Raw genomic sequence first — 12,210 nt, forward strand, 5'->3', positions numbered from 1 at the left:
TAGATGTCAGACCCGGACGCCCCGACATTTCCCCCCGATGTCCGCCGTCACGTCGTCCGCCTGGCCGGGGACTTCTTCCTGAACACAGCGCAGGTGATCACCTCGGCCATTGATACTGACCTGGTGACGGGGATGATCTTCCTGGCCATCGTTCGCGCCAATGTCCGGCACATGCTGGACGATCCGGAATTGGCCCTGGCCTATTTCGAGCCCGGCGACCGGCCGCACGAGGTCTTCCGCAAGCCCGTGAGCGTCTACGCCATCGCCCGCGAGCTTCGCCTGCCCTACGAGACCGCGCGCCGCCATATCGGCAAGTTGCTGGCCAAGGGACTGTGCGAGCGCCTGGGCGATGGCGGCGTGGTGTTCCCGCCCGAGGTCAACGATAGGCTCGAGGTTCGCCAGGCCGTGGCCACCAACTTCCACGCGACCGTCCGCTACGCCCAGGCGCTGGCCGATGCCGGGGTTGTCGCGACATGCCGCCCGGGGGCCGAAGCCCAGGACAAGGCGGCGTACATGCCGCGAGAGGTGGTGCGGCTCTCCAGCGACTACTTCCTCAACACCGTCGCCCTGCTCACCACCAACCTGGGCCTCGATCTGGTGGAGGGCCTGATGTTCCTTGCGATCGTTCGGGCCAACACCTTGCACGTGACCCTAGACCCCACCCTGGCGGCCACCTTCAGCGGCCTGGACGAGATTCCTCCCGACGCCCTACGCCGCAGTGTCAGCGTCTACGCCCTGGCCCGCGAGCTGCGACTGCCCTACGAGACCGCCCGCCGCCATGGCCGCAAGTTGCTCGACAAGGGACTTTGCGAACGGGCAAGCGACCGCGGCCTGGTGACGCCGAGCCACGTTCACGCGCGCGACGACTTCAAGGCGAGCGTCGAGAACTACGGGCGGATCACCCAGGCCTTCGTAAATTCCCTGGCCCAGGCGGGACTGGTTCTGACCTAGGCGCCCTCCAGGGATGGCGCCCGCCCTCCGAACGCCCTAAGGCCGTGGCATGACCCGCAAGCCCGCGCCCGCTCACATGACCGTGCAGAACAACGGCATGGGCATCGCCCTGCGGGTGGCGGCGATGGTCTGCATGGCGGGACTGGCCGCCTTGGTGAAGTGGTGCTCCAGCCGGGGCGTCCCGGTGCTTGAGATCATCTTCTTCCGCAACGCCTTCGCCTTCGTGCCGGTGTTGATCTACATCGCCCGGACCACCGGTTTCTCGGTGCTGAAAACCAAACGGCCCCTGGGCCACCTGATGCGTTCGACGGTCGGCCTGACCGGCATGGTCTGCGGCTTCACCGCGGTCAGCCTGCTGCCGCTGACAGAATCCACGGCGCTGTCCTTCTCCGCCCCCTTGTTCATGACCGCCCTGTCGGCGCTGATCCTCAAGGAGACGGTCGGTCTGCATCGTTGGGGTGCGGTCCTGGTGGGCCTGGTCGGGGTCCTGATCATGATCAACCCCGACCCCTCCCATATGGCGGTGAAGGGCACCGTCTTCGCCCTGGTGGCCGCCGTCGGCTCGGCCGGCGCCATGATCGCCATCCGCGAGATCGGCCGCACCGAGCCCGGCGCAACCATCGTCTTCTATTTCACCCTAGCCGGCATGGTGCTTGGCCTGGCCAGCCTCCCCTTTGGCTGGGTCATCCCCGACATGACGACCCTGGCCCTGCTGATCCTCGCCGGCCTGATCGGCGGGGTTGGGCAGCTCTTCCTGACCGAGGCCATCCGCCGAGCGCCGGTCGCCGTGGTGGCGCCCTTCGACTACACCCAGCTGATCTGGGCCAGCATCATCGGCTTCCTTGTGTGGGAGGAAACGCCGCGCCTGGCCACCCTGGCGGGCGCCCTCGTTGTGGCCGGTAGCAGCATCTACATCCTCCTTCGCGAGACCCGCCGCTTCCGCGCATCCTGAAGGGCCTCATCGCGCGAAGGGCTTTAGAAACCCTGCGTTGACAGACCTGAGGTACGGGAAGATTCTGCTGGCCAAGTCAGGTTCCTTTCAGGGCCTTCGGCGCTCGGAACCCGGCTCCAGGTCAGATGGAGGCCAGGCATGATCAGGACAGTATCGGCGGCAGGCGCCTTGGCGGTGGCTCTTTGCGCAGGCTCGGCCCAGGCCGCGGTGACAGTGATCGGCGGCGGGATGGCTGAGGCCTGTTCCGATGCGGCGATCGGTGGCGAAAGCGACATCAAGTTCCAGCAGCTGTGCACCGACGCGCTGGATAGCGAATTCCTGAACGCGCGCGACCGCGCCGGCACCCTGGTCAATCGGGGCGTGCTGAAGCTGCGGCGGGGCACCTATCCCGAGGCGACCCGAGACTTCGACCAGGCGGTGAAGCTCCAGCCTGGCATGGGCGAGGCCTATGTGAACCGCGGCGCCGCATCGATCGGCCAGCGCCGCTACGCCGACAGCCTGCCCGATATCAACAAGGGGCTGGAACTGGGCCTGCTCGAACCGGCCAAGGCCTATTACAATCGGGCGCTGGCCTATGAAGGCCTAGAGGACGCCAAGTCGGCCTATTTCGACTACCAGAAGGCGTTGGAGATGCAGCCGGAGTGGGCCGCGCCCCGCGAGCAACTGGCCCGGTTCAGCGTGTCGCGGCGCTAGGGACCCAAGCAGAGGTCTCGCGCGTTTCAGGTGTGAGATGCACGCCCTGTTCACATCCATAGTTGTCGCGGCGGTCTGCGCCGGCCCTGCCCTGGCGCAGGACGCGAACTTCAACGCCTATTACGAGGCGATGTGGCAGGAGCAGCAGGCCGCCAACCGGATGGCGCAGCAGCGCTCGGTCGCCCTGGAGAACCAGGTCGGCGCTCTTGAAGCCCAGATGCAGACTGAAACCCGGCTGCGTGATCTTGAGGGTCGGCTAGTGGCCTCGCGCCTCCCCGCCACGGACGCCACACAGGCCGCGTCGCCTGCCATCTTGCCGGCCAACATCGACGCCTGGATGGCCGAGTCCAACGCGCGGGTCCGGGCCGCCGCGGCGAACAGGCGCTAGCAAGCTTCACAATTGCGGCTTGCACGCGCGGCGTGCGCCGGGAATAACGTAGGGGCTACCCATGGTGGTGGCCTGCTTGCGTTCTAGTGTCCCGGGGGGGCTTCATGTTTCGGATGTTGACGGTCGCGCTGTGCGCGGCGCTCTTTGCTTGGCCCGCCGCCGCCGCCCCGCCGCCGATAGAGATCTACGGGCGCCTTCCGACCCTGGAACAGGTGCTGGTCTCGCCGGATGGAACCAAGCTGGCCTATGTCCGCCCTGAGGGCGAGAGCCGCAAGATCATGGTGCAGAACCTGGCGGATGGGAAAATGCTCGCCGGGGTGGCCGTGGGCAACGAGAAGCTGCGCGACATCTTCTGGGTCGGAAATGGACGGATCGCCTTCTCGACGTCCACAACGGCCCGCATCCGAAGCAACAGCTCGTCCGTCGAGTTCACTGGGCGCAATGAGATTTGGCAGACTCGAGTCTACGACATCGAGAGGCGCACCTTCCAGCTCGTGCTCGACAAGACGCCTGGCGTCGGCAACTTCACCAATGGCGCCGTTAACGTGGGGATCGTTGATGGCGTTCCCAGCATCTACGCCGTCGCGATGAGGATCAGCGGTGTCGATAGCCTGCAAAGCCTCTATCGCGTCGACGTCGCCGGTGGCCCCACGCGGCTGCTGGATTCCGGCCCAAGCATAGGGGACATCAGCACGAACTGGGTGCTGGACGGGGCCGGCGCGACGATCGCCAAAACCGAATATGACCGCAAGGACGGCGACTGGAGATTACTCGTTCGGGTCGGCCCGAAATGGTATCCGGTGCTTTCCGAGAACGCGCCGCTGGATGAGCCGTCCGTCATTGGCCTTGGCCCGGCGCCCGACACCTTGCTGATCGCGCGGATCGATGAGGGCCACTATGTCTTCAAGCCTCTCTCCCTGAAGACCGGTAAGGAGGGGGAGCCGCTGGCGCTGAAGAACGGCGTCCTGGAGTTCCTGTTCGACGGCGTCACGCGCCGCATCATTGGTGTCGTGGAAAATGACGACGCCAACACCATGACCTTCTTCGCGCCGGAAGATCAGGCGAGCTGGAACAAGATCAAGCGTGCCTTCGGCAGTGAGCGGGTGACGCTGGAGAGCTGGTCCGACAACCGAAAGCAGGTGGTGGTCAAGGTCCAGGGCGCGAAGACTGGCGCAGCCTACATGTTTGTCGATCTCGCCGCCGGTCGCGCCTCGATGGTGGATGACATGCAGGCCGGCCTGGGTCCTGACGAGCTCTCCGTCACGACCATGATCACTTACAATGCCGCGGACGGCCTGGAAATTCCCGCCGTCCTGACAATGCCCAAGGGCCGCGATCCCAAGAACCTGCCGCTGGTGGTGATGCCTCATGGCGGGCCTCAGTCCTTCGACACCGTCGACTTCGATTGGTGGCGGCAGGCTCTGGCATCCCGCGGCTATGTCGTGCTGCAGCCGAATTTCCGCGGATCCGAGGGCTACGGCCCCAGCTTCACGGCCGCTGGCTACGGAGAGTGGGGCCGCAAGATGCAGACCGACCTTTCCGATGGCGTGAAGCACCTGTCGACCCAGGGCGCCATAGATCCCAAGCGGGTGTGCATCGTCGGCGGGAGCTACGGCGGTTATGCCGCCCTGGCGGGCGTCGCCCTGGAGCCTGGGGTCTACCGCTGCGCCGTGGCGGTTTCGGGGATTTCAGATCTCCGTCGCTTCCTGATGTGGAAGCGGGGCAACCTCGGAGGTGGCCGAAACGACACCCTGCGCTTTTGGCGGCGTTTCATGGGCGTGGAGGGCGAGGATGAAAGCGGGCTCGACGCCTATTCCCCGGCGCGCCAGGCTGCCAAGGTCAAGGCGCCGGTGCTGCTGATCCATGGCAAGGACGATCTGGTGGTGCCCTTTGAGCAAAGCCAGTTCATGGCCGACGCCCTGACTGCGGTTGGCAGGCCAGTGGAGCTGGTGACCCTCAGCGCCGAGGACCACTGGCTGTCTCGGGGCGCGACCCGCACACAGATGCTGCAGGCAACGGTGACCTTCCTCGAAAAGGTCAATCCGCCGAACTAGCTGACAGCGGCGCCGTTCCGCCGCATCCTCGGCCAGTCTGGCGCGTTGAGGCGGCCAGGGTTGGAGGAGATGGCCATGCGTTGGGACGGTGGACGCCGCGGCGGCAATGTTGAGGATCGGCGCGGGCTCGGGCCTGTTGCGGGGGGCGTCGGGATCGGCGGCCTGCTGCTGGCGGCCGTGGGCTACTTCGTGTTCGGCATCGACCCCTCGACGACCCTCAGCGTGGTCAACGGCGCGGGCGGCGGGGCTGAGCAGCAGGAGGGCGTGCGCGGCACGCCGGCCGATCGCGACGCCCAGTTCGTCGACGTTATCGAGACCTCCACCAGCGATGTCTGGACCCAGATCTTCAAGGCCTCCAATCGCAGCTACGACCCCCCCGCGGGCATCGTGATCTATGACCGCGCCACCGGGACGGGCTGCGGCATGGGACAGTCGGCCATGGGGCCGTTCTATTGTCCGCCGGACCGCAAGGTCTATCTCGACCTCTCCTTCTGGCAGGAACTCTCAGGTCGCTTCGGCGCTCAGGGCGACGCGGCGCGGGCCTATGTCATCGCCCACGAGGTCGCCCACCACGTCCAGAACATCACCGGCCAGATGGACAAGGCCAAGCAGTTCGGCGCCAAGGGCGTGGACTCAGGCTCGGTGCGCCTGGAGCTGCAGGCCGACTGCTATGCCGGCGTTTGGGCGGCCCGGGCGTCGGAAGCTTCCGGCGGTCAGGTGGCGCTCGATCCCAAGGATATCGAGGACGGCTTGAACGCCGCCGCCGCGGTCGGGGACGACACCCTTCAAAAGCAGTCCCAGGGCCGGGTCATGCCTGACGCCTTCACCCACGGCACCAGCGAGCAGCGCATGCGCTGGTTCCGCGCCGGGGTGCAGAACGGCGATCCCGCCAACTGCGATACGTTCGGCGCTTCACGTCTCTAGAATCGGGACCGGCTCATAGCCGAGGCAGACGTCCACGCAGCGCCTGGCGAGCAGTTCGCCGGCGTCGAGAAGCGGCCTGCCGACGTCCTTGGGACCCAGCACCAGCGGCACTTCAGTGCAGCCGGCGATGATCGCCTCGGCCCCGTCCGCAACCAGGATCTGGGCCAGGTCGGCCATGCCCTGGCGGACCTCGGCGCCGACGTCGCCCGCCTTGATCTTGGCCAACAGGGTCATGAAGCCCTCCTGGGCCTCAGGCGGCAGGGTGACCAGACCCATGCCCTGGGCGGCCAGATATTCGCGGTAGAGCCGGATCGCCTGCTTGGTGCCCAGCACACCTGCGCGCCGGGCGCCGGTGTCCCGCGCGGCGTGCGAGGCCGTCTGGATCATGTCGATCAGCGGCAGACCCGAGGCCCGGGTGATCAGGTCGGCATGGGCGTGAGCGGTGTTGCAGGCGATGGCCAGAACCTCGGCGCCCGCGCCATGCAGGGCGCCGGCCATCTCGGCCAGGACCGGCCCAGGCTTGGCGAAGGGATCGTTGCGGTCTGGAACCTGGGGGTTGATGTCAACGATCACCCGGATGTGGTCCTTCTCCTGCTTCACGGGGGTGAAGGCCTGGAGCTTGGTGAGGAAATCGAGGGTGGCGGCGGGGCCCATGCCCCCGAGGACGCCGAGGACGAGGCTCATGCCAGGGTTCCTTCCAGTTCGGTGGCGTAGCCGAACAGCCCCTGGGCGCCGCCGGTGTGCAGGAACACCACCGTCTCGTCCCGGAAGGCGCCGGCCTTGGTGAGTGCGATCAGGCCCTTCATCGCCTTGCCGGTATAGACCGGATCCAGCAGCAGGGCCTCGGTGCGGGCCACGAGCTTCAGGCCGTCGATCACCGCCTGGTCGATGAGGCCGTAGCCCGCGCCCACATAGTCGCAGTCGGCGACGGTCATCTCCCGGGTGACGCGCTCGCCATGACCCAGCATCGTGGCGGTCTCCAGCGCCAGCTTGTGGACATTGGCCTCCTGGATCTCCTTCGGCGCACGGACGCCGATGCCGAGGACGGGGATGTCGGCGCCGATCAGGGCCAGGCCCGCCACCAGGCCGGCATGGGTGCCGGCGCTGCCGGTGGCGGTGATGATGCGGTCGATGACGATCCCCTGCTCGTCGGCCTGGCGCACCAGTTCGATGGCGCAGTCCACATAGCCCAGGGCGCCAATAGCGTTGGAGCCGCCGCCGGGAATGATGTAGGGCACGCCGCCCCTGGCCCGAACCTCGTCAGCCACCTTGGCCAGCTCGGCGTTCATGTCGGTCCCGGCGGGGACGTTGCGCAGCTTGCCCCCCAGAAGCCGGTCCAGCAGCACATTGCCGGAGGTGTTGTAGTCGACCGCCGTGGAGCCGGTCCGTTCCTCCAGGATGATCTCGCAGACCAGGCCGAAGCGGGCGGCGGCGGCGGCCGTCTGGCGCACGTGGTTGGACTGCACAGCCCCCTGCTTCACCAGCGTGTCGCAGCCCTGGTCCAGGGCGTCGCCCAGCAGGAATTCCAGTTTTCGGGTCTTGTTGCCGCCCCCCGCCAGACCGGTGCAGTCGTCGCGCTTCACCCACAGTTCCGGACCGCCCAGGGCGGCGCTCAGGCCGGACATGGGCTCCAGGGGCGTGGGCAGGTGCGCGAAGCGCGCGCGCGGGAAACGGGCCAGATGCATGGGGAACTCCTAGGCCCCCTGACTAGCATGCCGACGCCGCGTTTCGCGAGCTACGGCTTGAGCTTGGGCGGCAGGCTGGCGATCTGCGGCGGGGTCAACCTGGTGATCGACTTCACGATGCAGGGCGAGAGGCCGATGGTCCCGGCGACCTTCAGGCTGAGGTCGATCGGGCGGCAGACCAGGTCGTTGCCGCCCACGGTCTCGATCACCAGGGGATCGCCCATGCTGGCGCCGGCCAGGCAGGATCCGTTCATCTCGATTCGGAAGACGTCCTTGTTGCGGACGCCGACATAGAGGGTCTTGGGATCGCCCACCGTATGGCCGTCCATCTGGCTGACGCGGAAGCACTGGCGGCCGGGGGCGGGATCGGCGGCCAGGGCCTGGGAGGCGCCGGCGGAAAGCGCCGCGGCGGCGAGGACGAGAGGGAGCAGGCGGATCATGGGGCGCTTCCTTGCTGGGTGTCCGAGATCAACGCAGGACGATGGCATTTGTCGGGCGATCGCGGTAGCGTGGGACCTTCTCCGGGGAGTCGCCGCAGCGGCTGAGAGGCGGGTCCGTCCCCGCGACCCGCCGAACCTGATCCGGGTCATGCCGGCGAAGGGAGGGAACGCGGGGCTGCTCCGCACGACCACTCTGCGCGACACGTCCGGGTCTCCTTATCAAGGCAGGAGCCCGCGCATGAACTTCCAGACCCCCGTCCCCAGCAATGGCGCCATCCCCACCGGGGAGCGTCCTGGCTCGCGCAAGGTCTATCAGCCTGGCCTGCTGTGGCCCGACATCCGGGTGCCGTTCCGCGAGGTGGCGGTGCATCCCAGCGCCAACGAACCGCCGGTGACGATCTATGATCCGTCGGGCCCCTATACCGACCCCACCGCGACCATCGACATCGAGCAGGGCCTGGCGCGGACCCGTGAGCCCTGGGTGGTCTCACGCGGTGACGTGGAAGTGGTGACCAACCCGCGCGCCGTGAAACCCGAGGACAATGGCGGGGCCGCAGGCGTGCACCTGGCGCCGGAATTCAAGGCTCCGCGCCGCATCTACCGCGCCAAGGGCGCCGGATGCGTCACCCAGATGGACTACGCGCGGCGTGGGATCATCACGCCTGAGATGGAGTACGTCTCCATCCGCGAGAACCTGCGCCGCCAGGAGGGCGACGGGTTCATCCGCGACGGTGAGGACTTCGGGGCCGAGATTCCGGACCTCTGCACCCCGGAGTTCGTGCGCTCCGAGGTGGCCCGGGGGCGGGCGATCATCCCGGCCAACATCAACCACACCGAGCTGGAGCCCATGGCCATCGGCCGCAACTTCCTGGTCAAGATCAACGCCAATATCGGCAACTCCGCGGTGCTCTCCACCGTGGCCGACGAGGTGGACAAGATGGTGTGGGCGATCCGCTGGGGGGCCGACACGGTCATGGACCTGTCCACCGGCCGCAACATCCACAACATCCGCGACTGGATCATCAGGAACAGCCCTGTGCCGATCGGGACGGTGCCGATCTACCAGGCCCTGGAGAAGGTGGACGGGGTCGCCGAGGACCTGACCTGGGAGGTGTTCCGCGACACCCTGATCGAGCAGGCCGAGCAGGGGGTGGACTACTTCACCATCCACGCCGGGGTGCGGCTGTCCTATGTGCCGCTGACCGCCAAGCGGGTGACCGGGATCGTCAGCCGGGGCGGCTCGATCATGGCCAAGTGGTGCCTGGCCCACCACAAGGAGAACTTCCTCTACGAGCACTTCGAGGACATCTGCCAGATCATGCGGGCCTATGACGTGTCGTTCAGCCTGGGGGACGGGCTGCGGCCGGGGTCCATCGCCGACGCCAATGACGCGGCCCAGTTCGCCGAGCTGGAGACCCTGGGAGAGCTGACCCAGGTGGCCTGGAAGCATGGCGTCCAGACCATGATCGAGGGCCCCGGCCACGTGCCGATGCACAAGATCAAGGCCAACATGGACAAGCAGCTGAAGGTCTGCGGCGAGGCTCCGTTCTACACCCTGGGCCCGCTCACCACGGACATCGCGCCGGGCTATGACCACATCACCAGCGGCATCGGGGCGGCCATGATCGGCTGGTTCGGCACCGCCATGCTCTGCTACGTGACCCCCAAGGAGCACCTGGGCCTGCCCGACCGGGAGGACGTCAAGCAGGGGGTGATCACCTACAAGATCGCCGCCCACGCCGCCGACCTGGCCAAGGGCCACCCGACGGCGCGAGCCTGGGACGACGCGCTGAGCCGGGCCCGGTTCGAGTTCCGCTGGGAGGACCAGTTCAACCTCGGCCTCGATCCGGAGACGGCGCGGCAGTACCACGACGAGAGCCTGCCCAAGGAGGCCTTCAAGACCGCCCACTTCTGCTCCATGTGCGGGCCGAAGTTCTGCTCCATGAAGATCAGCCAGGAGATCCGCGAGACCGCGGCCAAACAGAACGATGTGGCGCAGGGCATGGCGGAGATGAGCGCCAAATTCCGCGCCGGCGGCGGGGAGATTCAGGTCAAGCTCTGACGCACATGTCGGTCGCCACGGATGGAAGAAATGGCCTTTTCAGAGGGGGCGACCGACCAAGACCTGTCGATGGCCGACTGGTCTGACGCCGATTGCACCGACGCGGTGTTCGTGGGCTGCACCATCGAAGGGGCGCAGTTCTCGGAGACGGTGCTGGAAGGCAGCAAATTCAAGGGCTGCCGCATCTTCGGCGCCCGGTTCGCCAGCGCCAACCTGCGCGACGCGCACTTTGAGGACTGCCAGTTCGCGCGAGGCCAACATGGGCCGACATTTGCCCATTGCGGTCTCGATGAGGTGCGCTTCACGCGGTGTGATCTGTCCTTCGCGCGGTTCGAAAGGTCGAGCCTTTACGGGGCGCAGTTCGAGACCTGCAACCTGCGGGGCGCGGCCTTCGTGGGCGCCGACTTCAGCCGGGCGTTCGGGCGCAAGGTGATCCGCACCCAGGTGTCGTTCTCGGGCTGCAGCCTGGAGCTGGCCGACCTCGCCCAGGCGCGGCTGGCCGGCGCGGACCTGACCCATGTCTCGCTGCGGGAAACCGACCTGCGGGAGGCCGACCTGACCGGCGCCGACCTGCGCAGGTGCGACCTGTTCCAGGCCCTGACCGGCGGGGCGAAGTTCGCCGAGGCCGACCTGCGGGGCGCGGAGGTCAGCGGCCTGAACCTGTCTGGTCTAGCAAGCTACGAGGGGATGAAGATCGACGTCGGCCAGCAGTACCGGCTGCTGACGGCGCTGGGCCTCGACGTCCACGCCGATTAGTCGTCGCGGCCCGCGCGGGCCTTGGCCTGCTCAGGCTTGGGCCAGGACCTGACCATGATCACCAGCATCGAGGACCCGAGGATCGCGGCCAGGCCGCTGACGCCCTGGGCGGTGTCCATGCCGATGGCCGCCTGACGGCCCACCAGGGCGCTGGCCAGGATGACGAGGGCCATGGCGGCGCGTTCGGCGGGGATACGGGCGATGATCGACTTGAGCATGGGTTCTCCTATGCCCTCCAATGGACGTGCGGGTTCAGGGTCGTACATCAGGGTAAAGATGGAATGTGGTCGACCTGCGGCGAGTGGTCACGCTTGAGGCGACCAGGCGCGCGCTCCGCCCGGTTTCGCGTCAGTCGTCCTGACGGGCGGGAAGCTTGGCCGGCGTCGGCGCGAGCCGCACCCAGACCGCCACCGTCACCGAGCCCAGCACCGCGGTGACCGCGCCGGCCCACTGGATCAGCTCCATGCCCTGGGCGGCATGGCGGCCGGCCATCAGGCTGACCACGAAGACCAGGGCCGCGGAGGCCCACTCGGCTCCGGCGCGCGAAAACAGCGTATTCAGCATGGGGTCCTCAAGCGGGGCCGGATGTCGGTAGGCGCTCATAAGGCCATACCTGCAAGGGATTTGCGATGCGGCATGGCCGCGCAGAGGCTGCAATGCCCACGGCGCCCTGGCTTGGGTTCAACCCGGGCCGGAGGCCCTACGGCCCGCAGGTCCAGAGGCCGGTGAGGACCAGCCTGGCGCCGTCGGCGCGGTCGTAGGTGAGGGTGGCGGGATAGCCGGGGGACTCGCCGCCGCCGACCGGGGCCGCGCCGGTTCGGGCGATGGTGACGGTCTTGCCCTGGCCTGCGAAGGCCACGCCCTTGGACATGGCGTCGAAGCCGCCCGGCGCGGCGACGCGCTCCACATAGTCGCCGACCTTGACCACGCCGTGGGCCGCCGCCTTGGAGGCCACGACCCCCATCGCCACCAGCAGGGGCGAGGCGGTCGGGGTGGAGAAGCTGCATCCGAGCTCGCCCTGCAGGGCCGCCGACTGGAGGTCGGCGCTGGAGAGGGCGTTGAGGGTGATGGCGGAGCCATCGCCGCCGACCGTGGCGGCGGGTTCGGGGCTGGGCGTTTCGGGAGGGGCGGCGGGCGCCCGGGCGGCCGCGGGGTTTTCCCGGCTGTGCCCCCGGGGGCCCCGGCCAGCGGGCCCGGGGGGGCGCCGGGGGGGGGGGGGGGGGGGGGGGACCCCGGGGGGGGGGTTCTCTTTGGCGCCCGGGGGGGGGGGGGGGGGAGGAGGCCCGCCCCCCCGGCCCCCAGAAA

The 12,210-nt window shown here is 67.9% G+C and carries 13 protein-coding genes, 1 pseudogene and 1 riboswitch; of the genes and pseudogenes, 8 read left to right on the top strand and 6 right to left on the bottom strand.

Features of this window, described 5'->3' with window-relative positions:
- Positions 1–3 precede the first annotated feature (3 nt).
- From OCL97_RS15300 to ypfJ, 6 genes are all read left to right on the top strand, one after another.
- Positions 4–951, top strand: coding sequence for a hypothetical protein (locus tag OCL97_RS15300; protein ID WP_377370763.1), 948 nt, complete (start codon positions 4–6; stop codon positions 949–951).
- Positions 952–1,000: 49 nt separating this feature from the next.
- Positions 1,001–1,903 carry a DMT family transporter gene (locus tag OCL97_RS15305; protein WP_377370764.1) on the top strand — a complete coding sequence of 301 codons (903 nt, stop codon included), beginning with the start codon at positions 1,001–1,003 and terminating at the stop codon, positions 1,901–1,903.
- 138 nt (positions 1,904–2,041) lie between these two features.
- A complete protein-coding gene (locus OCL97_RS15310) occupies positions 2,042–2,596 on the top strand; it encodes a tetratricopeptide repeat protein (protein WP_377370766.1) in 555 nt (184 codons plus the stop codon).
- A 37-nt stretch (positions 2,597–2,633) separates the two neighbouring features.
- The gene (locus tag OCL97_RS15315) at positions 2,634–2,984 is read left to right on the top strand and encodes a hypothetical protein (protein ID WP_377370767.1); all 351 of its coding nucleotides are present in this window, start codon (positions 2,634–2,636) and stop codon (positions 2,982–2,984) included.
- Positions 2,985–3,262: 278 nt separating this feature from the next.
- Positions 3,263–5,038, top strand: a complete 1,776-nt coding sequence (locus OCL97_RS15320; protein ID WP_377370768.1) for an alpha/beta hydrolase family protein — start codon at positions 3,263–3,265, stop codon at positions 5,036–5,038.
- A 75-nt stretch (positions 5,039–5,113) separates the two neighbouring features.
- Positions 5,114–5,962, top strand: coding sequence for a KPN_02809 family neutral zinc metallopeptidase (gene ypfJ, locus OCL97_RS15325; protein ID WP_305703037.1), 849 nt, complete (start codon positions 5,114–5,116; stop codon positions 5,960–5,962).
- Here ypfJ and cuyB read toward each other — a convergent pair.
- Genes cuyB through OCL97_RS15340 form a run of 3 tightly spaced genes read right to left on the bottom strand, consistent with a single transcriptional unit; the run spans position 5,951 to position 8,087 of the window.
- Positions 5,951–6,646, bottom strand: a complete 696-nt coding sequence (gene cuyB, locus OCL97_RS15330) for a cysteate racemase (RefSeq protein WP_377370769.1) — start codon at positions 6,644–6,646, stop codon at positions 5,951–5,953. The genes ypfJ and cuyB overlap by 12 nt on opposite strands.
- Complete coding sequence (gene cuyA, locus OCL97_RS15335; RefSeq protein WP_377370770.1) at positions 6,643–7,647, bottom strand: D-cysteate sulfo-lyase; 1,005 nt, start codon at positions 7,645–7,647, stop codon at positions 6,643–6,645. Before cuyA ends, cuyB begins: the two co-directional genes overlap by 4 nt.
- A gap of 50 nt (positions 7,648–7,697) precedes the next feature.
- Complete coding sequence (locus OCL97_RS15340; protein ID WP_377370771.1) at positions 7,698–8,087, bottom strand: hypothetical protein; 390 nt, start codon at positions 8,085–8,087, stop codon at positions 7,698–7,700.
- A 72-nt stretch (positions 8,088–8,159) separates the two neighbouring features.
- Positions 8,160–8,267: riboswitch (TPP riboswitch) on the top strand.
- Between the two features lie 58 nt (positions 8,268–8,325).
- Here OCL97_RS15340 and thiC point away from each other — a divergent pair.
- Positions 8,326–10,149 carry a phosphomethylpyrimidine synthase ThiC gene (thiC, locus tag OCL97_RS15345; protein ID WP_377370772.1) on the top strand — a complete coding sequence of 608 codons (1,824 nt, stop codon included), beginning with the start codon at positions 8,326–8,328 and terminating at the stop codon, positions 10,147–10,149.
- 30 nt (positions 10,150–10,179) lie between these two features.
- The gene (locus OCL97_RS15350; RefSeq protein WP_377370773.1) at positions 10,180–10,905 is read left to right on the top strand and encodes a pentapeptide repeat-containing protein; all 726 of its coding nucleotides are present in this window, start codon (positions 10,180–10,182) and stop codon (positions 10,903–10,905) included.
- Here OCL97_RS15350 and OCL97_RS15355 read toward each other — a convergent pair.
- From OCL97_RS15355 to OCL97_RS15365, 3 genes and pseudogenes are all read right to left on the bottom strand, one after another.
- Complete coding sequence (locus OCL97_RS15355) at positions 10,902–11,123, bottom strand: hypothetical protein (RefSeq protein ID WP_377370774.1); 222 nt, start codon at positions 11,121–11,123, stop codon at positions 10,902–10,904. The two genes, OCL97_RS15350 and OCL97_RS15355, sit on opposite strands and share 4 nt — an antisense overlap.
- 130 nt (positions 11,124–11,253) lie before the next feature.
- A complete protein-coding gene (locus OCL97_RS15360; RefSeq protein WP_305703964.1) occupies positions 11,254–11,469 on the bottom strand; it encodes a hypothetical protein in 216 nt (71 codons plus the stop codon).
- Positions 11,470–11,605: 136 nt separating this feature from the next.
- Positions 11,606–12,210 (bottom strand): annotated as a pseudogene (locus OCL97_RS15365) (hypothetical protein); the annotation flags it as partial.

The organism is Phenylobacterium ferrooxidans (assembly GCF_042714595.1).
GTDB lineage: Bacteria > Pseudomonadota > Alphaproteobacteria > Caulobacterales > Caulobacteraceae > Phenylobacterium > Phenylobacterium ferrooxidans.

What these genes read in the sequence shown, in the direction of transcription:
- ypfJ (WP_305703037.1), top strand. Translation starts at nt 5,114, where the DNA reads ATGCGTTGGGACGGTGGACGCCGCGGCGGCAATGTTGAGGATCGGCGC.
- cuyA (WP_377370770.1), bottom strand. Translation starts at nt 7,647, where the DNA reads ATGCATCTGGCCCGTTTCCCGCGCGCGCGCTTCGCGCACCTGCCCACG.
- OCL97_RS15355 (WP_377370774.1), bottom strand. Translation starts at nt 11,123, where the DNA reads ATGCTCAAGTCGATCATCGCCCGTATCCCCGCCGAACGCGCCGCCATG.
- OCL97_RS15340 (WP_377370771.1), bottom strand. Translation starts at nt 8,087, where the DNA reads ATGATCCGCCTGCTCCCTCTCGTCCTCGCCGCCGCGGCGCTTTCCGCC.
- OCL97_RS15315 (WP_377370767.1), top strand. Translation starts at nt 2,634, where the DNA reads ATGCACGCCCTGTTCACATCCATAGTTGTCGCGGCGGTCTGCGCCGGC.
- OCL97_RS15300 (WP_377370763.1), top strand. Translation starts at nt 4, where the DNA reads ATGTCAGACCCGGACGCCCCGACATTTCCCCCCGATGTCCGCCGTCAC.
- OCL97_RS15320 (WP_377370768.1), top strand. Translation starts at nt 3,263, where the DNA reads ATGGTGCAGAACCTGGCGGATGGGAAAATGCTCGCCGGGGTGGCCGTG.
- cuyB (WP_377370769.1), bottom strand. Translation starts at nt 6,646, where the DNA reads ATGAGCCTCGTCCTCGGCGTCCTCGGGGGCATGGGCCCCGCCGCCACC.
- OCL97_RS15350 (WP_377370773.1), top strand. Translation starts at nt 10,180, where the DNA reads ATGGCCTTTTCAGAGGGGGCGACCGACCAAGACCTGTCGATGGCCGAC.
- OCL97_RS15310 (WP_377370766.1), top strand. Translation starts at nt 2,042, where the DNA reads ATGATCAGGACAGTATCGGCGGCAGGCGCCTTGGCGGTGGCTCTTTGC.
- OCL97_RS15360 (WP_305703964.1), bottom strand. Translation starts at nt 11,469, where the DNA reads ATGCTGAATACGCTGTTTTCGCGCGCCGGAGCCGAGTGGGCCTCCGCG.
- thiC (WP_377370772.1), top strand. Translation starts at nt 8,326, where the DNA reads ATGAACTTCCAGACCCCCGTCCCCAGCAATGGCGCCATCCCCACCGGG.
- OCL97_RS15305 (WP_377370764.1), top strand. Translation starts at nt 1,001, where the DNA reads ATGACCCGCAAGCCCGCGCCCGCTCACATGACCGTGCAGAACAACGGC.